This is a genomic window from Streptomyces albiflavescens (genome assembly GCF_014645835.1).
GTDB classification, from domain to species: domain Bacteria; phylum Actinomycetota; class Actinomycetes; order Streptomycetales; family Streptomycetaceae; genus Streptomyces; species Streptomyces albiflavescens.
Window position 1 is genome coordinate 60,378 of the sequence record NZ_BMMM01000006.1, and the last position, 22,651, is coordinate 83,028.

General features: G+C 72.4%; 21 protein-coding genes. 15 read left to right on the top strand and 6 right to left on the bottom strand.

All coding sequences use genetic code 11. From position 1 onward, the window contains the following. The first annotated feature begins 17 nt into the window (after nt 1-17). The 7 genes from IEY95_RS17790 to IEY95_RS17820 all read left to right on the top strand — a co-directional run bounded on the left by IEY95_RS17790 (nt 18) and on the right by IEY95_RS17820 (nt 7,060). Complete coding sequence (locus IEY95_RS17790) at nt 18-995, top strand: L,D-transpeptidase (protein ID WP_189187017.1); 978 nt, start codon at nt 18-20, stop codon at nt 993-995. A 130-nt stretch (nt 996-1,125) separates the two neighbouring features. After that, nucleotides 1,126-1,722, top strand: coding sequence for a hypothetical protein (locus IEY95_RS17795; protein WP_189187018.1), 597 nt, complete (start codon nt 1,126-1,128; stop codon nt 1,720-1,722). Between the two features lie 119 nt (nt 1,723-1,841). Continuing rightward, entirely contained in the window at nt 1,842-2,405 is a 564-nt protein-coding gene (locus tag IEY95_RS17800) for a SigE family RNA polymerase sigma factor (protein WP_189187356.1), read from the top strand. Next, nucleotides 2,402-3,139: a hypothetical protein gene (locus IEY95_RS17805; RefSeq protein ID WP_189187019.1), complete on the top strand. Its 738-nt coding sequence runs from the start codon at nt 2,402-2,404 to the stop codon at nt 3,137-3,139. Before IEY95_RS17800 ends, IEY95_RS17805 begins: the two co-directional genes overlap by 4 nt. Then, nucleotides 3,136-4,854, top strand: coding sequence for a transglycosylase domain-containing protein (locus IEY95_RS17810; protein ID WP_189187020.1), 1,719 nt, complete (start codon nt 3,136-3,138; stop codon nt 4,852-4,854). Before IEY95_RS17805 ends, IEY95_RS17810 begins: the two co-directional genes overlap by 4 nt. Nucleotides 4,855-4,938: 84 nt before the next feature. After that, on the top strand, nt 4,939-5,160 hold the full coding sequence (locus IEY95_RS17815; RefSeq protein ID WP_081218430.1) for a hypothetical protein: 222 nt from the start codon (nt 4,939-4,941) through the stop codon (nt 5,158-5,160). A gap of 61 nt (nt 5,161-5,221) precedes the next feature. Next, entirely contained in the window at nt 5,222-7,060 is a 1,839-nt protein-coding gene (locus IEY95_RS17820) for an alkyl/aryl-sulfatase (protein ID WP_189187021.1), read from the top strand. Between the two features lie 24 nt (nt 7,061-7,084). Here the strand turns inward: IEY95_RS17820 and IEY95_RS17825 are convergent, their stop codons facing one another. Continuing rightward, nucleotides 7,085-7,897: an AraC family transcriptional regulator gene (locus IEY95_RS17825; protein ID WP_189187022.1), complete on the bottom strand. Its 813-nt coding sequence runs from the start codon at nt 7,895-7,897 to the stop codon at nt 7,085-7,087. A gap of 91 nt (nt 7,898-7,988) precedes the next feature. Here IEY95_RS17825 and IEY95_RS17830 point away from each other — a divergent pair, with 91 nt between their 5' ends. After that, nucleotides 7,989-8,585 (top strand): TIGR03086 family metal-binding protein, encoded by a 597-nt coding sequence (locus tag IEY95_RS17830; RefSeq protein ID WP_189187023.1) that lies wholly within the window; start codon nt 7,989-7,991, stop codon nt 8,583-8,585. A 197-nt stretch (nt 8,586-8,782) separates the two neighbouring features. Here the strand turns inward: IEY95_RS17830 and IEY95_RS17835 are convergent, their stop codons facing one another. Next, nucleotides 8,783-10,126: a helix-turn-helix domain-containing protein gene (locus IEY95_RS17835; protein ID WP_189187024.1), complete on the bottom strand. Its 1,344-nt coding sequence runs from the start codon at nt 10,124-10,126 to the stop codon at nt 8,783-8,785. Nucleotides 10,127-10,278: 152 nt separating this feature from the next. On the opposite strand from IEY95_RS17835, the gene IEY95_RS17840 reads away from it, so the two are divergent. Both IEY95_RS17840 and IEY95_RS17845 read left to right on the top strand, forming a co-directional pair. Next, a complete protein-coding gene (locus IEY95_RS17840; protein WP_189187025.1) occupies nt 10,279-10,440 on the top strand; it encodes a hypothetical protein in 162 nt (53 codons plus the stop codon). A 144-nt stretch (nt 10,441-10,584) separates the two neighbouring features. Beyond that, nucleotides 10,585-11,829, top strand: coding sequence for an amidohydrolase (locus IEY95_RS17845; RefSeq protein ID WP_189187026.1), 1,245 nt, complete (start codon nt 10,585-10,587; stop codon nt 11,827-11,829). A gap of 3 nt (nt 11,830-11,832) precedes the next feature. Here the strand turns inward: IEY95_RS17845 and IEY95_RS17850 are convergent, their stop codons facing one another. The 3 genes from IEY95_RS17850 to IEY95_RS17860 all read right to left on the bottom strand — a co-directional run bounded on the left by IEY95_RS17850 (nt 11,833) and on the right by IEY95_RS17860 (nt 14,990). Further along, nucleotides 11,833-12,987, bottom strand: a complete 1,155-nt coding sequence (locus IEY95_RS17850) for a hypothetical protein (RefSeq protein ID WP_189187027.1) — start codon at nt 12,985-12,987, stop codon at nt 11,833-11,835. Nucleotides 12,988-13,120: 133 nt separating this feature from the next. Beyond that, nucleotides 13,121-14,287: a PP2C family protein-serine/threonine phosphatase gene (locus tag IEY95_RS17855; protein ID WP_189187028.1), complete on the bottom strand. Its 1,167-nt coding sequence runs from the start codon at nt 14,285-14,287 to the stop codon at nt 13,121-13,123. Between the two features lie 61 nt (nt 14,288-14,348). Next, nucleotides 14,349-14,990, bottom strand: coding sequence for an NAD(P)-dependent oxidoreductase (locus tag IEY95_RS17860; protein WP_189187029.1), 642 nt, complete (start codon nt 14,988-14,990; stop codon nt 14,349-14,351). A gap of 104 nt (nt 14,991-15,094) precedes the next feature. Between IEY95_RS17860 and IEY95_RS17865 the strand changes: the two genes are divergently transcribed. Both IEY95_RS17865 and IEY95_RS17870 read left to right on the top strand, forming a co-directional pair. Then, nucleotides 15,095-15,541: a hypothetical protein gene (locus tag IEY95_RS17865; RefSeq protein ID WP_189187030.1), complete on the top strand. Its 447-nt coding sequence runs from the start codon at nt 15,095-15,097 to the stop codon at nt 15,539-15,541. A gap of 689 nt (nt 15,542-16,230) precedes the next feature. Then, nucleotides 16,231-17,130, top strand: coding sequence for a hypothetical protein (locus IEY95_RS17870; protein ID WP_189187031.1), 900 nt, complete (start codon nt 16,231-16,233; stop codon nt 17,128-17,130). On the opposite strand, the gene IEY95_RS17875 is transcribed toward IEY95_RS17870, so the two are convergent. After that, nucleotides 17,045-18,460, bottom strand: a complete 1,416-nt coding sequence (locus tag IEY95_RS17875; RefSeq protein ID WP_189187357.1) for an aminotransferase-like domain-containing protein — start codon at nt 18,458-18,460, stop codon at nt 17,045-17,047. The two genes, IEY95_RS17870 and IEY95_RS17875, sit on opposite strands and share 86 nt — an antisense overlap. Before the next feature lie 95 nt (nt 18,461-18,555). Here IEY95_RS17875 and IEY95_RS17880 point away from each other — a divergent pair, with 95 nt between their 5' ends. The 3 genes from IEY95_RS17880 (at nt 18,556) to IEY95_RS17890 (ending at nt 22,518) form a co-directional block, all read left to right on the top strand. Then, complete coding sequence (locus tag IEY95_RS17880) at nt 18,556-19,338, top strand: alpha/beta fold hydrolase (RefSeq protein ID WP_189187032.1); 783 nt, start codon at nt 18,556-18,558, stop codon at nt 19,336-19,338. 199 nt (nt 19,339-19,537) lie between these two features. After that, on the top strand, nt 19,538-20,545 hold the full coding sequence (locus IEY95_RS17885; RefSeq protein WP_189187033.1) for an endonuclease/exonuclease/phosphatase family protein: 1,008 nt from the start codon (nt 19,538-19,540) through the stop codon (nt 20,543-20,545). 38 nt (nt 20,546-20,583) lie between these two features. Further along, nucleotides 20,584-22,518 carry an FUSC family protein gene (locus IEY95_RS17890; protein ID WP_189187034.1) on the top strand — a complete coding sequence of 645 codons (1,935 nt, stop codon included), beginning with the start codon at nt 20,584-20,586 and terminating at the stop codon, nt 22,516-22,518. The last annotated feature ends 133 nt before the right edge of the window (nt 22,519-22,651 follow it).

Genomic DNA, 22,651 nt, shown 5'->3' on the forward strand with positions numbered 1-22,651 from the left:
ACCTCAGGGGGAGCGCGATGACCACGGGCACGGGGAGTACGGGGAGTTGGGGGGCCGGAGGAGCCGGCCGGCGTCGGCTCGGGCGGGCCTGGGGCGCGGCGGCGGTGTGTGCGCTCGCGCTGGCGGGCTGCTCCGCGCGGGCCGTGGCGGACGGGAGCGGGGGTACGGGCGCCGGGGTGGACGCCGGCGCGAAGCCGGCCGTCACCACCACGGTCAATCCGACGCCGAAGCCCACGTCCACACCGCTCAAGTCCCTGGCGGGCGCCCGCGTCAACATCGCCGACGGGCAGACCGTGGGCGTCGGCATGCCCATATCCGTGACGTTCGACCACGTGATACCCGCCGCCGAACGGGCGGACGTGGAGCGGCAGTTGAAGGTCAGCGCGGATGTCGAGGGCTCCTGGAGCTGGATCAAGGATCGCAATCTGCTGGACGGGCAGCGCGTCGACTTCCGGCCGCGCACGTACTGGAAGCCCGGCACGGCGGTCACCGTCCGGGCCGGTGCCGGGATCACTCGGCATTTCACGGTGGGCCGCTCCCTCGTCGCCACGGTCGATGTCCGCACACACTCCATGACGGTTGAGAAGGCCGGTTCGACGCGAAGGGTTCCCATCACGGCGGGCGCCCCGGGCATGGACACCTGGAACGGCACCATGGTCGTCTCCGACAAGGCGACCAAGGTCTTCATGAACTCGCAGACCGTCGGCTACGGCGACGCGTACGCGGATTACTACTACTACGCCGTGCACCTCACCACCTCGGGCACCTATCTCCACCAGAACCCGAAGGCCAACACCTACGCCGGCCACCAGAACGTCACTCACGGGTGCATCGGGCTCGCCACCGACGGCACGGCGAAGAGCTTCTACGACGAGGTCATCCCCGGCGACGTCGTCACGGTCGTCGGCTCCAAGGACACGGTGGCCGTGGGCAATGGATACGGCGACTGGAACCTGAGCTGGGAGCAGTGGCGGGCGGGAAGTGCCCTCGCGTGAAGCCCGCGCGAGATATTTCGGCCCCGGTGTCATCCGGGGTGCGGGTGACCGGAGTTTGGAGGAGTGGAGAGGCGCCCTCCAGTCCGATTCGTACATCGCACATCGCTGCATCGCGAGGAGTTGTCCGTTCATGACACGGATACAGAAGTACGTGGCCGCCACCGCGGTCGCCGTCGCACTGGTCGGGGCGCCTGCGGTGTCGTACGCCGCCTCACAGGGGAAGGCGGCGTCCGGCACGCATCAGCGGGTCACCGAAGCGAAGGCCGCGGTCGCCCGAGCCGCTGCCAAGAAGACCCCTACAGCTCGGATCGTCGCCCCCGGCGAACACGTGAAGGTCCCCGGCGGCGCGGAGATCTGGCTCACCGAGGAGGGCAAGCACTGGACGACGCCCGAGAATCCCGAGCCGCAGTTCCGCAGTGTCGTCGACGGGAACATCGACCTCACTCGGCCCGCTGTGTCGCTGCAGACGGAGGGCGTGAACGGCCACTACTTCCTCTCCGGCCTCTACTACGGCGGCAAGGGCACCGCGTCCCGCGTCACCGTCGAGACCAAGGCCGGGACCGTGCACGGCAAGCTGCTGGAGCTGGCGGGCAAGCCCGGCTGGGGCGTCTGGTACGCCACCGCCGAGGTGCCGACGACCGATGACAAGGGCGGCCTCGACTACGTCGAGAACGTCACCGTCCGCACCACCACGGGCAAGGTCTACGCCCAGCTGAAGCTGAACTGAGCGTGCGGGCGGGGGAGTCGGGTGGTTCAGGTCCCGAGTCCCCCGCACCGCCCCACCCCCCACGCACCCGACCCGAGGGACCGCCGGCCGTGCCGCACAACCCCACCGACGCCTCCCACATCGCCGCAGACACGCGCGAAGTTCCCGCTGACGCCTCCCACGCCCCCGCCGAGAGCGGCGACTTCGCGGCGTACGCCACCGCGGCCTGGCCGCGCCTCGTCCGCACCGCGCACATGCTCACCGGCGACTTCCACGAGGCCGAGGATCTCGTCCAGACCACCCTGGCCAAGGTCTACGCACGCTGGCGGCGCATCCCGCGCGACGACATCGACTTCTACGTACGCCGCTCGCTGGTCAACAACAACCTCAGCCGGGTGCGCAAGAGACGGGTCGCACATCTGCTGATGCCGTTCCTGCCGGAGCGGGTGCACCAGCGCGAGCCCGGGCACGCGGAGGCCGTCGAGCAGCGTGCGGCCCTCGGCCAGGCGCTGGCCTCGCTGTCGGCGCGGCAGCGTGCCGTGATGGTGCTGCGCTACTGGGAGGACCTGGGCGAGCCCGAGATAGCCCAGCTGCTCGGCTGCTCGGTCGGCACGGTCAAGACCCATGCCCGGCGCGGCCTGGAGGCCCTGCGCGCCCACCCCTTGTTCGACGGCCGACACCCCGTTTCCGGAGCCCGCCCATGAACCACCCGTTCCGTTCCCCCCGTCCCCCGGCCGAGGCCGAGCGGCTGCGCGAGGTGTTCGCCGAAGCCGCGTACGACGTCACGCCCTCCGCGGTGCCCCTGACCGCCATCGAGCGTGAGGGCCGCCGGCGCAGGCGGCGCCGCAGGTCCGCCGTACTGGGGGCGGCCTGCGGGGCGCTGCTGGTGCCGCTGGCCGTGGTGGTGCTGCGCGACGGCGCGGCCGGTGGGCCCGGCGAGCGGGTGAAGACACCCGCCGCGAGCGCCGGCACCACGAGCCCCTCGCCCTCGGCGCCCACGGGCAAGGTCCGGGTCGTAACGCCCGGCGAGCGGGTGCAGGTCGCGCCCGGCATCAAGATCTGGCTGACCGAGGACGGCAAGCACTGGCTGGAGCCGGGGGTGCCCGACGCCCAGTTCCGCAGCGTCTCCGACGGCAACCTCGACATGAGCAAACCCGGCGTCAGCCTCCAGGAGTCGGGGCAGGACGGCAGCTACTTCCTCTCCGGCATCTTCCATGGCAAGGGCGAACCAGCACGTGTGGAGGTCGTGACCACCGCGGGCGACCGCAACGGCACCGCGCTCACGCTCGCGGGCAAGCCCGGCTGGGGCGTCTGGTACCTGCGGACGAAGGTGCCGGACTCCGCGACGTCCGCGAGCGGCATGACGACCGTCACGAAGAGAGTCACCGTGTACGACGCGGCGGGCGGGGTGATCGCGAGCCAGGAGTTCGCGCCGTGAGGGCCTGGAGGAGCGCGGGCACACGAGGCGACACCCGCCCGCCCCTGCGGCGACGCGCCCGGGCCCGCCTCGGCCGCTACCTCCGCGCCCGCCGTGTCCGGGCCCGCCGCACCCGTGGCCGCCGCCTGCGCCGCGTGCTGATCGCCCTGCTCGTCGTGCTGCTCTCCCTCGTCGGCGCGGCCGTGGTGGCGTACAAGCTGACGGTGATCCCCGAGCCGCACCCGGAGACGGCGATGCAGAGCACGGTCTTCGTGGACACCCACGGGGACTATCTGGGGCGGCGCGGCCCGGTCGACCGTCAGGAGATCCCGCTCTCGCAGGTGCCGCGGCATGTGCAGGAGGCGGTGATCGCCGCGGAGAACCGCTCCTTCCGTACGGACACGGGGATCTCGCCGAGCGCGATCGCCCGAGCGGCGTGGTCGACGGTGAGCGGCGGCGGCCGGCAGGGCGGTTCCACGATCACTCAGCAGTACGTGAAGAACGCGCTGCTCAGCCCGCAGCAGTCCTTGTCCCGCAAGGCGCGGGAGGCCCTGATCGCGATCAAGCTCGACCGCACCCGGTCGAAGGACGAGATCCTGCGGGGCTACCTGAACACGGTGTACTTCGGCCGCGGCGCGGCGGGCATCCAGGCGGCGGCGCGCAACTACTTCGGCGTGGACGCGAAGGACCTCACGGTCAGCCAGGGAGCCGCCCTGGCCGCCATCGTCAACATCCCCTCGTACTACGAGAAGGCGGGCTCGGACACGAGAGTGACGGCCAGGCTGACGGACCGGTGGGAGTGGGTGCTGGACGCGATGGCCGACAGCGGGGCCATCACGCCCGCCCAGCGCGCCGCGGCCCGCTTCCCGGCGTTCCGCTTCTACCCTCCGGGGGACACGGACGGCCAGCGCCAGTACCTGATCGACGCGGCCGCGGCGGAGGCCGCCGACCGGCTGGGCATCACCCAGGACGAGCTGGCCCGCGGCGGCTACACGGTCCGCACCACCTTCGATCTCTCCGCCCAGGACGCGACGGCGGAACTGGTGACCGACGGGCCGGCCGATCGGCCCGCGGGGACCGACAAAGACACCCGACTCCACACGGCAGTGGTCGCACTGGTGCCGGGCGACGGCGCGGTCCGCGTGCTGTACGGCGGCGCGGACTACGCCCGGCAGCCCTTCAACGACGCGCTGCACGGAGCGGTGGAGGCGGGCACGGCGCTCGAGCCCTTCAAGGCGGCGAAACTGGGCGCGCCCCTGACGGCCCTGCCCCGCCGCACGGCCCCCACGCCCCTGGACATGGCCGCCGCGTACGCCACGGCGGCGGCCGGGGGCACCTACGCCCAGCCCTACACCGTCCAGAAGATCACCCGTGCGGGCCGCACCCTCTTCACCGCCCGCCCCCGCACCCGGACGGCGATGGACCGGTTCGGCGCGGCCACGATCACCAAACTCCTGCACTTCACCGATCCGGCCCCCGTGACGACGTACACGGCGGGCGCCGGAACCCGGACCCTGTGGCAGAACACATACGACCCGCGACTCGCCGTGACCGTCGCCCTCTTCGCCCAGCACCCCGCACACGGCAAACACCCGCCCCGCACGGCCCAGCTCCCCGCCGGCACCTCGCATCTCGCCGCCCGTGTCACCGCGGACGTACGCGACCGTTTGGCGCCGTCGGCCTCGGGAGCGGTCCCCGTCCCCGCACAGACGTCCAGCGCCCAGGGGGCCGGCTGAGAGCCGGGAAGCCCGAGTCGGAGCGGGATCGAGACCATAAGGCCCTACCCCCCGCAAAAAAATAGGGCCCATACTGGCAACACGATGACGAAACCCTCCGCGCCCCGGCGCCACCTGCCCACCAGCCCCTTCGCCGCCCCGGTCGTCCCCGTGGCCAAGGAGTTCAGCCTCGGAGACCGCGTCTCCCACGACCAGTACGGCCTGGGCACGATCGTCGGCGTCGAAGAGGGCATCGCGATGCTCGTCGACTTCGGCGCCCGCCAGGTCCGCGTCCTCAGCCCTTACACCCGGATGGACCGACTCTGACCCACTCCCCGAACGGCCCACACGGCTAGCCACCCCCCAGCCCGCGACACAGGCTGAACGCATGACTGCCCCGGCGCGTGATGACCTTCCCTTCGACGATCTCACGGACTTCGAGAACGCCGATCGGGGGTTCATCGCGGCGTTGGTGCCGGGTGTGATCAGGGACGGGGAGGGACGGGTCGTCCATGACGGGGACGCGTACGCGTTCTTGGCCGACGACTGTCCGGACAGTGCGCATCCCAGTCTGTGGCGGCAGGCGCGGTTGTGCGCGCGGCAGGGGTTGTACGAGGTCACCGAGGGCGTGTACCAGGTTCGGGGGCTCGATCTCTCGAACATGACCGTCGTCGAGGGCACACGGGGCGTGATCGTCATCGACCCCTTGATCTCCGCCGAGTGCGCGGCGGCCGCCCTCGCGCTGTACCGGGAGCACCGGGGGCAGCGGCCCGTGACCGGGCTGATCTACACGCACTCGCACGTCGATCATTTCGGCGGTGCGCGCGGGGTGCTGCCGCACGGGAGCGAGGGCGGGGTCGCGGTGCTCGCGCCCGAAGGATTCCTGGAGCACGCGGTCAGTGAGAACGTCTACGCCGGGAACGCGATGCTGCGGCGCGCCGACTTCATGTACGGGACCCGGCTGCCCAAGGGGCCGCGCGGTCAGATCGGTACCGGGCTCGGCACCGTCATCTCCACCGGCAGCACCGGTCTCGTCGCGCCGAACGTGGACATCACCCGTACCGGGCAGGAGGAGACCGTCGACGGGGTGCGGTTCGTCTTCCAGCTGACGCCCGGCACCGAGGCGCCCGCCGAGATGAACTTCCTGCTCCGCGAGCAGCGCGCCCTGTGCGTGGCCGAGAACGCCAACCACACCCTGCACAACGTGCTCACCCTGCGCGGCGCCCTGGTCCGCGACGCCCGTGTCTGGGCCCGGTACCTCGACGAGACGATCGACGTCTTCGGCGATATGTACGACGTCGCTTTCGGATCGCACCACTGGCCGACCTGGGGTCGCGAGAACGTCGTCCGGTTCCTGGGCGAGCAGCGGGACCTGTATGCCTACCTGCACGACCAGACCCTCCGCCTGCTCAACAACGGCCTCACCGGCCCCGAGATCGCCGAGGAGCTGCGCCTGCCGCCCGCCTTGGAGAACTCCTGGCATGCGCGGGGGTACTACGGATCATTGAGTCATAACGTCAAGGCCGTCTACCAGCGGTACATGGGCTGGTACGACGGCAATCCCGCCCACCTCTGGGAGCATCCGCCCGTCGAACTCGCCCGGCGGTACGTGGAGCTGGGCGGCGGTGCGGAGCAGGTGCTCGACAAGGCCCGCGCGTACGCCGACGGCGGCGATCTTCGCTTCGCCGCGACCCTGCTCAATCACCTGGTCTTCGCCGATCCGGACAACACGGCGGCCAAGGAAGCCCTCGCCACCGTGTACGACCGGCTCGGGCACGGCTGCGAGAACGGGACCTGGCGCAACTTCTACCTCACCGGCGCCCTGGAGCTGCGCGAGGGCACGGCCGCTGTCGAGATCGACACCGCCGGCTCCGAGACGACGTCCGCGCTGACCGTGAGCATGCTCCTCGACTCGCTCGCCGTCCGCATCGACGGCCCGCGTGCCTGGAACGAGCACCTGACCCTCGACTTCGTCGTCATCGACGAGCAGCGCCGCCACCGGGTCAATCTCCACCACGGGGCGCTCACCCACCGCAGCATGCCCGTGCACCACACACCGAAGCCGCACGCGGGTCTGACGCTGATCCTCACCCGGCCCGAGCTGCTCGGGCTGCTCTCGGGCCAGGGCCTCGCCGGCATCGAGACGGACGGCGACACGGAGCTCCTGGCCCGCCTGCTCTCGTACGTCTCCGAGCCGGACAAGGCCTTCCCCGTCGTCACGCCGTAACCCGTGCGCCTTGCCCGAGCCGCATCAGGCCCCCGGAGTCGAGCCCCTGCTGTACCGGCCCGGCGGCATGCCCACCGTCGCCGTGAAATCGCGGACCAGGTGGGACTGGTCGCTGTAGCCGAGTTCGACGGCGAGGGCCGCCCAGTCGATGGACTCCTGCCGGGTGGCGAGGTCCGCGACCTCGTGGATACGGGACCGGTTGATGACCCACTTGGGGCTGAGGCCGACATGGTCGGCGAAGAGCCGCTGCAGGGTGCGCGTGTTCATGCCGAGCCGCTCGGCGAGATCACCGACCCGGGTGAGGGACTTGTCGGCGACGACGAGCTCGACCACGGCGTTCAGGGCGGCGGTCCTGGACAGCGGCCGGGTGCCGAAGGAGCGGAGGAAGTCCTCCACGACGGCCGTGCATCCGTTCACGTCGTCCGCCCCGCCCAGCACGCGGGCGACATCGTCCACCCCGGCACCGAACACGACCGACGCGGCCGACCGCTGCCCTGCGATGTCCGCCATCGCGCCCCGCAGAAACGGCCGGAAGCCGGCCGGCCGGAACTTGACGCCGAGGACCTGGCCCCGGCCCTCCAGCCGACGGACGAATTCATGCGGCGAGATCGCCTCGACGGTCGCGGCGCCCGCCTCGAACACCAGATGCGTGGCGGGGTGCGGGATCACGCGCTGCTCGTAGCTGTCCCCGTCGCGCAGGTCCCAGCGGACCACCCAGTAGCGGTCCACGGCCCAGGCCAGATCGGCCGAGGGCTCGTGCCGGGTCAGCGTGAAGCGCTCGAACCCGGCCCGGGGGTCGACGATGCCGCGGGTGTCCTGTTCGGCCGGTCGAGTCACGCAACCAAGATAACGAGGGCGCCCAGGCGGCGAAGGCGAAGTGTCGGGTTTCTTCAAGACCGCGAACCGCGCCTGCTCCTACCGTTGCCCCATGGAAAGAGTCGATCTGCTCGCGGGCGTCCTGACCAAGACCGGCGACCTCGTCGAGGGCGTGGGCGCGGACCAGCTGAGCCTGCCGACCCCGTGCCCCGACTACGACGTCGAGGCCCTGGTCGACCACCTCGTCGGCTGGCTCCTGCTGTTCGAGTCCGGCTGTCACGACCGGTCGTACGACGGTGATCCCGGCCGGCACAGGTGCGGCGCCGATCCGGCCGCCGAGTTCCGCGCCGCGGCCGGCGGTCTCGTCGCAGGCTGGGAGCGGTACGGCTTCGATCGCGAGGTCGCCGTCACCGGCAGCCGCACGTTGCCCGCCGAGACGGTGTTCAACATGACGCTCATGGAGTACATGACCCACGGCTGGGACCTGGCGGTCGCCACCGGCAGGCCGGCCCCCTTCACCGAGGAGGAGGCGGCCGAAGCCCTGACCCGGGCGCAGGCCACGCTTCCCCCGCAGTACCGGGGCGAGAACATGCCCTTCGGCGAGATCGTCCCCGTGGACGAGAACGCGCCCGCCGTGGAGCGCCTCGTGGCCTTCCTCGGACGCGAGCCGAGGTTCAGCCCTTCCGTCCCGGCGCCGGACGGGTCCTAGGGGGTTTCTGATGGATCTCCGTGGAAGAAGGAGCGGCGTTCGGTGCGTGCTCTCGGCGTGCCGGGCGGAAGTCCTCGATGGGGGTCCCCCCGCGCGAGCGAAGCCGAGCGTGGGGGAGGAGCTACTAGGGCTTTTGTCCGGTGCGGCGAGAGTGCGTGCCGGGCGTCGCGACGCCGCGGAGATCCATCAGAAGCCCCCTAGAGCGGCGGCTGTGCCGGAGCCGGGCCGAGGGTCGTGGTGCCGGGCGCGGTGCGGTGTCCGAGTCCGGTGCGGTAGGCGTCCAGCGCCGCCTCGACCCGGCCGGTACGCCGCAGCAGATCCCCGAGCAGCCGGCACAGGTCGGCCAGGTCCCCGGCCGCCCCGGCCCGCTCCAGCAGGCTCATCGCGCGCACGTAGTGCTCCTCGGCCGCCTCCGTGTCCCGGGCGTCCTCCGCGATGATCCCGAGGAGGCGGTGCGCCCCGGCCGAGTGCACGGCCCCGCGCTCGGAGCTGAGGTCCCCGAGCACCTCGTGCAGCAACGCGGCGGCTTCCTCGGACTTCCCGCGCCGGTGCAGCACGTCCGCCAGCTCCACGGCGACCTGGCTGGTGTAGAGGGCGGCGCGCTTGGCGGAGAGCATGGCCTGCGCCTCACGCAACTCGTCCTCGGCACGCTCCAGTTCACCGTTCTGGACGTACAAGTACCCGCGCATCCAATGACAGTTGGCGAGTTCCGTGCGGATCTGGAGCTGGCGGTAGAGCTCGGCGGCCTTGGCCAGGGACACGTCGGCCTCGGCGATCCGCCCCTCGGCGATCATCGTCCGGGCCACCGAGCGGTGCATCCGGGCCACCAGCGCGGGGTTGCCGACCTGGGGCGCGAGGGCCAGCGCGAACTCGGCCGCCTGGGCGGCCCGGGCGTGCGCGCCCATGTCCATGTAGGGCGCGATGACCCCGGTGTAGAGCAGCAGCAGCGCGTCCGGGTCGTGCAGTCCCGTCCGATTGAGCTCGTCGAGCGTGGACTCGAACAGGTAGCAGGCGTAACGGAGTTCACCGGCGAGATAGTGGGAGACGGCGCTTCCGCGCACGGCGGGCACGCGCTGCGGCAGCGGCGCGTCCCCCATCCTGCGCTCGGACTCCTCGAATCGCTCGCGCGCCGTGGCCAGATCGCCGGTCTCCAGGGCGCATTCGCCGAGCCCCAGCAGCGCGGCGGCCTGCTCGGCGACCAGCCCGTGCGCCTCCGCCTCCGCGAGCAGCCCGGCGTACTGCTCCGCCGCGACCTCGGCCTCCCCGGTGGCGAGCGTGCGCTGCGCGTCGGTCAGCCGCAGCCGCAGGTCGGTGGCGAGGTGGGCGGGCCGCCCGGTGGCGAGCTCGTCGTACGCGACCCCGAGCCGCTCGGCGATGTGCCGCAGGGCGGGTTCTGAGGCCCGCACCCGCCCCGCCTCCAGCGTGGAGATGTACGCGGGCGTATACGCGGGTTCCGCCAACTGCTTCTGTGTCAAACCGCGTTCTGTACGCAGCTGTTGCACCCTGCGCCCGATGATCTCCGGGCCGTCGCGCTCCGCCATGGATTAAGCATGCCATTAAGCCGACTTACATTCAGTGGACTCTTGACCAATGTCCAACTCCCCTTGTTCCTCTTGCCCTTTGGCGCCGGAAGCCTCTACGTTAAGCGACAGGTTAAGCATGCTTAATACGCCGCTGTTGTTGCGAGGTCGCTGTGCTCCGACGTATTTACGCGCGCTACTTCCGAGGGTTCGGTGCGGCCGTGATCGCCGTGGCCGCACTGGTCACGGCGGCGAACGCGGGCCCGGCGAGGGCGGCGGAGCCGCAGCCCGCCCTGCAGGCCCAGTACGTCGGCGGGTCCGCAGCCACCCCCTGAGCGCCCCCTCGTACCGGGTCACCGGTCGCGTGCTCGGCAAGCTGCCCATCCGCCCGCGGGGCGCGATCTCCGCGCCGGCGGCCGTCGGTGGAACCCCCCTCCGCCGACGGCCGCTTCCGGCTCTCCCCCGCATACCCTGACCCCGTGACGTCACCCGCCGCCCGCACCGCGCTGGATATCACCGCCGACCTCCCGGTCCCCGACCTGGAGGACTTCTACCGGGATCTGCACCGGCATCCTGAGCTGTCGCTGCGCGAACACCGCACGGCGGCCGCGTTCGCGGAGCGGCTGCGGAAGGCCGGGTACGCGACCGCCGACGGCGTGGGCGGTACGGGAGTCGTGGGGGTGCTGCGGAACGGGGACGGGCCGACCGTGCTCCTGCGCGCCGACATGGACGCGTTGCCCGTCACCGAGGAGACCGGGCTGTCGTACGCCTCCCAGACCCCCGGAGTCATGCACGCCTGCGGTCATGACCTGCACGTCACCTGGATGACCGGCGCCGCCGACGCGCTCGCGGCAGGGCGCGACACCTGGTCCGGCACGCTGGTCCTGGTCGGGCAGCCCGCCGAGGAGACGGGGGAGGGCGCGGCACGGATGCTCGCGGACGGGCTGTACGAGCGCTTCCCGCGCCCGGACGTGCTGCTCGCCCAGCACGCGGCGCCCGGCCCGGCGGGACTGTACGCACATTCGCCCGGCCTGATCATGTCCGCCTCCACCGACATCGACATCGTGGTGCACGGGCGGGGCGGGCACGGTTCGCGGCCCGAGGCGACCGTCGACCCCGTGGTGACGGCGGCCTACCTCGTGACCCGGCTGCAGACGGTCGTCAGCCGGGAGGTCGCGGCGCGCGAGTCGGCGGTGCTGACCGTGGGCAGGATCGAGGCGGGCACCCGGCACAACATCATTCCGTCCGAGGCCCACCTCGCCCTCAACCTCCGTACGCAGTCGGTGGAGGTGCGCGAGCGGATGATCGCGGCGATCCGGCGTATCGCGGCCGGCGAGTGCCTGGCGGCCGGTTGCCCGCGCGAGCCCGACATCACCGTCGGCAGCAGCTTCCCGATGACCGTCAACGACCCCGACACCGACCGCCGGGTCGCCGCCGTGCACGGCGAGGTCTTCGGCGCCGGGACGATCCTCGACCCCGGTCCGGCGATGGGCAGCGAGGACTTTCCCCGGCTCGCGGAGGGTGGACTGCCGTACTCCTACTGGTTCGTGACGAGCACTCCGGCCGACGTGTGGAACGCGGCTCCCGGTGGCGGCGACATCATGGAGAGGCTCGCGGCGGTGCCCAGCAACCACAGTCCGCACTTCGCCCCCGACCTGTCGACGGTCGCGCCGGGCGTACGGACCCTGGTCTCGGGAGCGCTCGCCTCGCTGTCGCCGGCCTGACCCTCAGGCCTGCGTCTGGAGCTCCAGCCGGCGCAGCTGCTGCTGGACATGGTCCAGCGCACCCTGCCTGCGCCCGGGCACGTGCAGCCTCACGTCGGCCAGCATCGGCCCGAGTTCACGGGCCCGCGTCGTGTCCTCGATACGGCCCCACTGGTGGTGGGCCCGGTCCACGGCCGCCTCCACGGCCGGGGATTCGGGGGCCTGCCCCGCGTTCAGGCGGGCGCCCGCGATCGCCAGCCAGGTACGGCAACTGCGCTCGGCGTCCCCCGCGAACATCGCCAGGTCCGCCCGGACCTCCATCCAGTGCAGCACCGTCTCGGAGGCGGGACCGTACGTGCGCAGCGCCTCCTGCTCCCGCTGCCCGGCCAGCGCCTCGGCCTCATCGTGCCGGCCCGCCTGGACGGCGGCGGAGATGGTCTCGTGCGGGTCCGCAGGGGGCGCGGGCGGCTGCGCCGGGAGGGGCGGTGGTGGCACCACCGGGGGTGCCACCACCAGCGGGGCAGCCACAGGCGGGGCCTCCGCCATGGGCGCCCCCGGCGCCAGCACCATGTCCGTACGCGCGCCCTCGACCGACACCCGTGTCAGCGCCTGCTGGTGCAGCTGCGGCAGCGGCGGACGGTAGCCGCTGCGGAGAATCGTGGCGACGGCTCGCATGTACGTCGGTGACGCCACCGTGCGGCGCGGCGGAGGCGGCGCGACCCGGCCGTAGAGCGCGGCGGCCGGGCCGGCGGTGAGCGGCCGGGCGACGAGGTGGTCCCAGCTCTCCGCGTCGGCGTGCAGGTCGACGAAGAGGGTGGTCGTGCCCGGTGGGCGCAGGCGGAGCTCCTCGGTGATCCAGTGCCAGGGAAAGGCGGTGTAGCGGACCGTCGCCGGGGTGGTGCGGGCAAGGGCCAGGTGGGGCAGGTGCTGGCGGCGGTCCAGCTGGAGCTGGCCGGTCACGAACACCGTCAGCGGGCCGGGGGCCGTCGCCGCCGCGCGCAGCCGGGTGAGGACCGCCTGCGGCTCCAGCGGGTCGGCCAGTTCCACGACGCTCGCGGTGTCGGTGCCCGACAGCACCGCCGGCGACACCGCCGCCAGCACGGGGAGTACGGACGCCGCGTCCACCAGACACCCCTTGCCCACCGGCGAGGCCGCGAGGAGCAGCACGGTTCCGGGCATAGGTTCCCTCCCCCATCGATCACGTACGGCAGCACCGTAACCGCTGCGCCTGCAAAGGGGGGACGGCAGGAGTGCAAACGCCCGCCGGAGCAGGAGTGGGAAGCGCCCGCCGATGACCGGCTGTGCCGGGCCCCTAAGGGCGTCGTACGGCGAAAATCGTCGTGTCGTCCGCCAAGTGGTCCCCGCTGTGCCGCAGCGTGCCGTCGCGGACGAAGCGCACGAGCACGTGCGGGTCGGCGGTGCGCGGGTCCTGCGCCACGGCCTTGGCGACGATCTCGTGGAGCGGGAAGAAGACGCCGCCCGCGTCCCGGGCCTCCGTCACGCCGTCGGTGACCAGCAGCAGCGTCTCGCCGCGGTCCAGCGCGACGCTGAGAACGGGCGGCAGGCCGTGCGTCAACTCGCAGAGCCCGAGCGGCAGCCCGTCGCCGGGCGGCAGCGACCGTACGCCGTCGGGGGCGACCACGAGCGGCGGCTCATGGCCGAAGTTGACCACCTCGATGGTGTCCGGGGCCTCCGGGGTCGCTTTCGGAAAGCCGATCAGCATCGCGGTGGCGAAGCGGTCGCTGTCGCCCCGGCCGAGCGCGGCGGTGTAGCGGACGTGCCGCTGCATCCGGATCTCCAGTCGGTCGGCGACCGTGTGCAGGAGGGGTTCGTGGTACGCCGCCTCACGGAACGTGCCGAGCAGCGCGGCCGCCGCCTCCACCGCCGCGAGCCCCTTGCCCTGGACGTCGCCGAGCAGGACACGGGTGCCGTGCAGGCCCGGTTGGATGTCGTAGAAGTCCCCGCCGACGCGGGCCTCGCTGTCGGCGGAGAGGTACACGGCCGCGTGGTCCAGGTCGCCCCAGCCCGGCGCCAGCGGGCGCAGCACGGTGCGCCGGGTGGTCTCGGCGACGTCCCGCATGTGCAGCATGCGCTGCTCGCCGCGGACCCGGACAGCGCAGGCGAGGACGGCGAGGACGCCGCCGACGGCGACGAGGATGAAGTCGGGAAGGCCTGTCTGGTACTGGTGCGGCCAGGACGCGTCCACGATGAAGTAGGCGGCCAGCGAGAGCACAGCGAGCACCGCCGTGCCCCACACCCCGCAGATCGCCGCTGCGACACCGGGCACCAGCACGATCCAGGAGATGATCCGGAACTCGCCCGAGGTGTTCCAGTCGAGCACCGCGATGACGACGAGCAGCAGCAGCGGTGGCAGCCACGCGACACTGCGGCCGCGCACCCGCAGCAGTTTCTGCCGCTGGGCAGCGTCCGCCCGCCGCACATGCGGCGGCTGGTCGCGTACGGATCTCCGGCCGCCCACCTCGCCGTACCACCTCGTTCTCGTCCTTGTCAGCCCACGACGCACGTCGCCGCGACCGGTATCAGTACGCGACCGACATCCGGGCGCGCGAGTGGGCGTCCTTCTCCAGTTCGTCGACGAAGGCGATCGCGTAGTCCTCGGCGCTGATCCGGCTGTTGCCGTGCTCGTCGGTGAGTATCCGGTCACCGCCAATACGGAACGTGCCCGTACGTTCACCGGGGCGGATCTCGGCGGCGGGCGAGACATAGGTCCAGTCGAGGTCCCCGTCGTCGAGGGCGCGGTAGAAGGCGAGGACGTCGCGGTGGGCCAGGGCCTCCAAGAGATAGGCCTCGGGGAAGCCGGGCTGGTCGACCAGCGCCTGGCCGGGCGCGCTCTCCAGGGTGCCCGCACCTCCGACGATCATGAGCCGCCGCACTCCGGCCTGCCGTACGCCCTCGACCAGCGCTTTGTTGAGGGCCAGGAAGGGCTCGCGCGGTTCCGAACCGTCTCTCGGCGGCACGCACGCGGAGGCCACCGCGTCCGCGCCCGCCGCCAGCCCGGCCACCTTCGCCGGGTCGGAGGCGTCCGCCGCCGTCGCCGTGACCCCGGGGATCGGGGACTGCCCGGACCGGCTCACCGCGATGACCTGGTGTCCGCGCGCCACCGCCTCCGTGGCGATACGAGTCCCGACCATGCCGGTGGCGCCGAAGAGAACGAGCTTCATGGGACTCAGCGAAACACGCGGGCAAAGGCGCCGCATCCCGACTTGCCAGGCGTCCTGGCGGGGTGTGCCCTGGAAGGCGGGGGCGAGGAGAGAGGAGTGCTCCCATGGCTCATGCGGCACCCGTACCGAAGCCACCACGGATACCCACACCCAGCACACCCGATGTCTTCGACGAGCGCACCCACGCCATCGCCAGGTGGGCGATCCCCGTCGTCGGCGGGCTCGTCTACGGCTACTGGACCGCGGGCATCAACCGCGACGGTGGCCCGATCACGGGCTGGAACGTCCTGTTCGGCTTCGTGAGCGCCATCGCGTTCGCGGCTCTGTACATCGGCGTCCGTTTGGTGGCGCCCCTGCTGAAGCGCGAACTGCACGCGGTGCTGTGGAGCGCGTTCGCGGGCATCACGTTCGGGTTCATGTACAGCCAGACCGGCTCGAGCGTCCTGCGGTCCACGTTCATGGCACTGGCCGTCGCGGCGGGCGTGTTCGTGCTGGCCTTCTACCGCTACTACACGCACGAGGACGCGGAGGGGCACCCAGATCCGCGCTAGCGCCGCGCGGCGCCAGGGCCTGTCGTCACATTCCCGTCTGCCCCGCGACGCCTGGCACGCACTCTCGCCGCACCGGGCGAAAGCCCAAGTACGTCCAGTACGAGGACTTCCGCCCGGCACGCCGAGACCACGCACCAGACGCCGCGGGGCCGCCCTTCGGGCGACGACGGGAATGTGACGACAGGCCCTAGGCGCATGGCGCACGAGGCCCCGGCAGGCCGCCGGGGCCTCGTGCGTCTCCCTCACTCACCTACTGCCACCTGGGACCCAGTCCCAGGAGTCCGAGGAGTCCGAGGAGGAGCCGTTCAGGTCCCAGCCGGACGAGCCGGATACGCCGAGGCTCCAGATTCCCGAGCCGGAGGAGCTCCGGCGGGGGTCGTCACAGGGGTCGCCGTTCCCGGACGAGTCGTTCCCGTTGGAGTTGTCACTTCGGGTCGCGCCCGCGCCCGGAGGGCCGGAGTGGTGCGCCTGTCGGCCTCCTTCTCCCCAGATCCAGGAAACACCCGTTCGGGTGAACGCTCCACCGGAGAGCCTCCCGGCCCGTGATGACCGGGGTGTCGGGCCTCGCGGCGGCCGAGCTGCGGGCGGGGTCCGGGTGAGTGACCCGCGGGCCCCGTTCGGCTTGCCCTATGCGCCCATTTGCAGTCGAGCCGCTCGCGCGGGGCGGTCGGGACGCCTTGCCTGGTGGAGTGTCCCAAGGTCTCCGGAGCGCTCTGTCGGCCGTGCTGATCGTGCTCGCTTGCCTGCTCGCGCCGCTCGGCGCGCTGTCGACCTGGGCGATGTACGGGCTCGGCGACCCCGTGCGGTACGAGGCCACGATGGCGCCGCTCGCCGCCGACACCGACGTACGCGACGCGATCGCGGCCGGCGTCACGGACGGGATCCTGCGCGAGGTCCATGTACGGCCGCGGCTGCAGGGGCCGGTGAACCACTTCGTGCGGGATGCGGTGCGCTCGTTCACCGAGACCGAGGCGTACCGCACGGCGTGGCAGGCCGCGAACATGGCCGCGCACGAAGCCGTGATGCGGGCACTGCGCGAGGACCGCGAGGGGGCGGTGACCGTCGATCTCGCGCCGATCACCGAGCAGGTGAAGCGCCAACTCGCCGACGACCACATGCCGTTGGCGAGCCGGATCCCCGTCGAGCACACCGAGATCACGGTGCTCGAAGCCGAGGATCTGGACCAGCTCCGGAAGGGGTTCCACGTGCTCGAAGTCGCCGGCATCTGGCTGCCGGTCGCCGCGGTCGTCTTCTCCCTCGCCGGCATCGTTCTGGCGGTGTGCCGCCGCCGGGCGGTGTTCGCGACCGGGCTCGGCACCGCGCTGGGCGCCGCGCTGCTCGGCGCCGGGATCGCCCTGGGACGCCGGCTCACCCTCGCCGATCTGCCGCCCGACGTGTCGCGGACGGCCGCGGGAGCGGTGTACGACGCGCTCACGGAAACCCTGCGGCTCGTCGCCTGGGGGCTGCTGGCGCTGGGCCTCGCGGTGGCCCTGGGCGCCGTGCTCACGGGTGCGTACGCGCGATACCGGCGAGCGTCCGCAGGGCCCTCGCAAGCTCCTGATGAGCCGTCGACGCGAGTCCGAGCCTGACGCAGTCCTGCGGTGAAGTGGCTCGCCGGGCGTCATGGCCGTGGGCGTGCGTACCGCCAGGGGTGGTGCCCGTCCCCTGGGGAGCGGCACCACGCACGTGCGGGCCGACGCCCCCGACGGAGAAAGCCGAACCCGGGGTGATCGCTATCCCCCGGTCCGCTGCCGCCGCCGTGAAGGCGTCAGCCCGCCAGCTGTACGGCAGCTCCCACCAGGCGTAATACGCGTGCGGGTCGGTCCGTAGGGAGAAGCCGGCGAGGTGTTCGGCGACGAGCGCCTGACGGCTCGCCGCATCCGCTCGCTTGGCGCGGACCAGGTGTTCCACCGTGCCGTTGGCGATCCAGCGCACCGCCGCCTCCAGCGCGAACCGGCTCGCGGTCCACACGCCGGAGCGCAGGGCCGCCGCCACCTGCTCCACCCGCCCCTCCGGGGCGACGAGGAAACCCACCGTCAGGCCCGGCGCCACGCGCTTGGAAAGGCCGTCGACGACGTACGTGCGCTCGGAGGCGTACGCGCCGAGGGGATCGAGGGGCCCCTCGTGGAGGAAGGACCAGATGCGGTCCTCGACGACGGGAAGATCCAAGTCCGTCACCACGGAGGCCAGTTGACGCCTGCGCCGATCCCCCATCGTCACCGAGGTGGGATTGTGCAGGGTCGGCTGGACGTACACGGCGGAGAGCGGCGTCGAGCGGTGGGCGGCCGCGACCGCCTCCGGGCGGAGCCCCTCCGCGTCCATGGGCAGCGGGACGAGGGTGATGCCCAGGCGCGTCGCGATCTCCTTGACCAGGGGATACGTCAAGGACTCGATACCGACGCGGCCGCCGGGCCGGACGAGGGAGGCGAGCGCGGCCGCGATGGCCTGGCGGGCGTTGCCCGCGAAGGCCAGCCGGGACGGGGCGGGACGCCAGCCCGGGGTGGCGAGGAGCGCGGCGGCAGCCTCGCGGGCGGCGGCCGTGCCGGTGGCGGGAGCGGTGCGCAGGGACTCCGTGAGGACGTCGGGGCGCAGCAGCGGGGCCAGGGCCGGGGCGAGGAGCTCCGACTGGCCCGGTGCGGAGGGGTAGTTGAGCTCCAGGTTGATCGGCGATGTGGTCGCCGGTTCGGCGAGTGCGTGGCCCGAGGCGGGCGGCGCGGCCCGGACGAACGTGCCGCGCCCGACCTCGCCGACCACCAGTCCGCGCCGTACCAGCTCGCCGTACACCCGCCCGGCCGTCGATCCGGCGATCCCGCGCCGTCGTGCGAACACCCGCTGCGGGGGCAGCCGTTCACCGGGCCTGAGCCGCCCGGCGGCGATCTCGTCGGCGATCCTGTCGGCGATCCGTCGGTAGTCCTCCACCACGTCAACCCCCTGTTCCGCTCCCCGGAGCAGGATTGCACCGAGGGCAAAGATCTTATTGCACCGAGGAGTTGGGCGAGCCTAGGGTCGTTGTCATGGCACCTCTCCTCGCGTACGAGGACCAGGGGGGCGCCGACTCGACGGCGCCGTCCCTCGTCCTGATCCACGGCCACCCCTTCGACCACACCATGTGGGCCCCGCAGATCGCCGCGTTCTCGGCGGGGCGCCGCGTGATCGCCCCGGACCTGCGCGGTTACGGCGCGTCTCCCGTGACCCCCGGGGTGACTCCGCTCTCCACCTTCGCCGAGGACATCGCGGCGCTGCTGGACGAACTGGGGGTGACGGAGTTCGTCGTGGCCGGGCTCTCCATGGGCGGCCAGATCGCCATGGAGTGCTACCGGCAGTTTCCGGAACGGATCCGCGGGCTGGTACTCGCCGACACCTTCCCGGCGGCCGAGACGCCCGAGGGCAAGAAGACACGGAACGAGATGGCGGACCGTCTCCTGCGCGAGGGAATGCGCGGGTACGCCGACGAGGTGCTGCACAAGATGGTCGCACCGTACGCGGACGCGCGGGTCGCGGCCCACGTGCACCGCATGATGACCTCGACACCCCCCGAGGGAGCGGCGGCCGCCCTGCGGGGCCGGGCCGAACGCCCCGACTACCGCGGACTGCTGACCCGGGTCACCGTCCCGGCCCTGGTCGTCGTGGGCGCCGACGACGAGTACACCCCGGTCTCCGACGCCCGGGCGATGCACACGGCGCTCCCCGACTCCACGCTCCACGTGATCGATTCGGCGGCCCACATGCCGAACCTGGAGCGGGCGGAGGAGTTCAACGAGGTGCTGGCGGCCTTCCTGGCGCGGCTCGAAAACTGACCCGGTCGAAGACCGGTCCCGCCACCGCTCGGAGCTGAGCCCGCGGCGGCTCGAAACTGACCCAGTCACGGCTCCGAGACCGATCCCGCCGCGACCCGGGGCCGACCCCGGCGGCCTCCGGAGAGCAACCCTCCGCCGCGCCACCCCGTCTTTGAGGGAGGATTCGGGCACCCACCACGGACGAGCGGAAGGCCGGGACTTGGACACTGCGGCGGCCGAGTGGACGGGCTCGGAGAGACCGGTCGGGGGGCGGCGGACCGGGCGCGTGGTCGAGGCCTGGGCGGCGGGGTTGTTGCTGGCCGGGGTGAGCGTGGTCATCGGCTGCCGGGCGGCCGACAGTGACGGGATCACGCCCGTGCCGCAGTTGCTGGCGTTTCTGCCGTGGCTGCTGGCACCCACCGGGCTCGGGCTGCTGCTCGCGCTGCTCGCGCGGTGGCGGGTCGGGATGGTGTGGGCGGTGCTGTCGCTGGGGGTCGTCGCGTGGTTCGTCGAGCCGTACGGGAAGTCCAGCGAGCCCAGTGGGACTCCGGTGGCCGAACTGCGGGTGATGACCTCGAACGTGGAGTTCGGGCGGGGGACCGGCGCGCTGATTCCGGTGGTGCGACGGGAGAAGCCCGACATCCTGTTCGTGGAGGAGTGCGAGTACGGGTGTTCGCGGGCCTTGCGGGACGCCTTCGGCGGGAGTGACGGGGTCTATCCGTACCGGGAGGCCGTCGAGGGGGCCGGATCCGACGGGTCCGTCATCATGAGCCGGTTCCCGCTCACCGGGGGCGAGGGCGTGCGCGGGACGATGGGCATGCCCGGAGCCGTCGCCGACGTGCGCGGGCACGACGTACGGCTGCAGCTCGCGCACCCCATGCCCCCGCTCCCCGGACAGCTCGGCGTCTGGCGGCGCGAGCTCGGCGAGCTGCGTGACTACGCCGCCCACGGCAGCGGTCCGACCATCATGGCCGGGGACTTCAACGCCTCCCAGGACCACGCCGCGTTCCGCCGCGTCCTCGATGCCGGCCTGCGCGACAGCGCCCGTCTCGCCGGAGACCCCCGCACCCCGAGCTGGCCCGCGCGGACCACCCCGACGCTCGGCGCGCAGATCGACCATGTCCTCGTCTCCGAGGACTTCTCGGCGAACGAGGCGACGTTCCCGCGCATCACCGGTACCGATCACCGCGCCCTGGTCGTCGATCTCACTCTCCACCAGCGCCGATGAGCCGGGGGGCGGCCCGGCCGGGCCGTCATACTTGGTCCATGTCCCGAGAGTTCCCCGTCGGCCTCACCCCTCCCGACTGGCTGGTCCGGAACCTCCAACCGCAGCAGGCGTCCGTCAACTGGGCGGCCATCGCCCGCGCCGCGATGGCCCTGGCCCTCCCGCTCGCCATCGGTCTCGCCGCGGGAGAGCCGGGCTACGGCGCGCTCGCCTCCATGGGCGCCCTGTCCGGGGTCATCGGTGACACCGCGGACGCCTACCGCCTACGGATCCTCAACATCGCCGTGCCGCAGCTCTTCGGCGCGATCGGCGTCACGATCGGCTCGCTCGTCTTCGGGCACGGCTGGGTCGCCGTCGGGGCCGTCACCGGGGTCGCGCTGGTCTCCGGGATGATCTCGACGATCGGCGCCGTGGCCTCCGTGTCCGGACTGCTGCTGCTCCTGAACTGCTCGATCGGCGCCGGACTTCCACTGCCGGGCGAGTGGTGGCTGGCGCCCCTGCTGATGTCCGGCGGCGGGCTCCTCGTCCTCGCCCTGGCACTGCTCGCCTGGCCGCTGCGGTCCGGGGTGCCGGAGCGGGCCGCCGTCGCGAGCACGTACCGCACGGTCGCGGACCTGCTCGCCGCGAGCGGCACCGACGCCTATGACGATCTGCGCCACGCCGTCACCGAATCCCTCAACCAGTCGTACGACGTCGTTCTCGCCCGGCGCGCCTTCCACCACGGCCGCAGCCCCGACCTCGTCCGGCTGCTGGCGCAGTTGAACGCCGTCACGCCCGTCGTCGAGGCCGCCCCCGCCGCCCACCAGCACGGCAAGCCGCTGCCCGCCGAGGTCCCCGCCGCCGTACGCCATCTCGCCGAAGCGGTGGAGACCGGCTACACCGGACCGATAGGGCTCCGACTGCCCGCCCCCGCCAACGAGACCGCGCGCGCCGTCGACCATGCCCTGCGCTACGCCGCCGACGTCGTGACCGGCCAGGCGCCGGGACCCCATCCCGTCGACGACCGCCTCGGCCGGCCTGCCGCGCTCCGCATCCGCGCCGCGCGCGCCGCGCGAAACGTCCTCCTGTCCGCCGCCTCCTGGCGCTACGGACTGCGCCTCGCCCTGTGCATCGGCCTCGCCCAGGTGCTGGTCTCGATCATCCCGGTGCCGCGCTCGTACTGGGTCACTCTCACCATCACCTTCGTGATGAAGCCCGACTTCGGGTCGGTCTTCTCCCGGGCGCTGCTGCGCGCGCTGGGCACGGTGGCCGGGCTCGTCGTCGCGGCCGGGGTCCTCACCGTCGTACCACGCGGCTGGTGGGACGTGCCCGTCCTGCTCGTCCTGGGCCCGCTCATCCCGGCGTTCACCCCGCGCGGCTACGGCTACCAGACCGCCGCGATCACCCCGGTGATCCTCCTCCTCTCCGACGTCCTCAACCACCAGGGCACGGGGCTCCTTGTCCCCCGCCTGGTCGACTCCCTCATGGGGTGCGCGATCGCGCTCGTCGCCGGATACCTGCTGTGGCCGGAGAGCTGGCACACCCGGGTCGGCGACCGGCTCGCCGACGCGGTCGCGGACACGGCCGGCTATGTGGAGCTGGCGTTCGGGGCGGGCGTCGATCCCGCTGCCCGCGCCCGCAGACGACGACGGCTGTACCGCGACCTGTCGTCCGTCCGTACGGAGTTCCAGCGCGCCCTGACCGAACCGCCGCCGACCGGGCGCCGCGCCGCCGCCTGGTGGCCACTCGTCGTGGCCGTCGAACGGATGGTGGACGCCACGACCGCGGCCCGGGTCCGCGTCAAAGAGGGCGCCCCCGAGCCGTCCGCCGCCGAGGTCGCCCACGTCGTCCTGCAGCTGCGGGAGTTGTCCGAGGGGCTGCGCGAGACCGAGGTGCTCTTCGCCGTCCGTACGGATCTCACCGGCCCCTCGGGCTCCGTGCTCGAACCGCTCCGCCAGGAGGTCGCGGCGGCGCGGGCGATCGCTTCACCGCACTGACGGAACGTTCGTCCCACCGCTCTGCTCTGCTCTGCCCTGCCCTGCTCTGCTCTGCTCTGCTCTGCTCCGAATGATCCGGTACGGGATGGGGGCGCCCTTCGGGCCGAAGGGCGCCCCCATCCCGTATGCACCG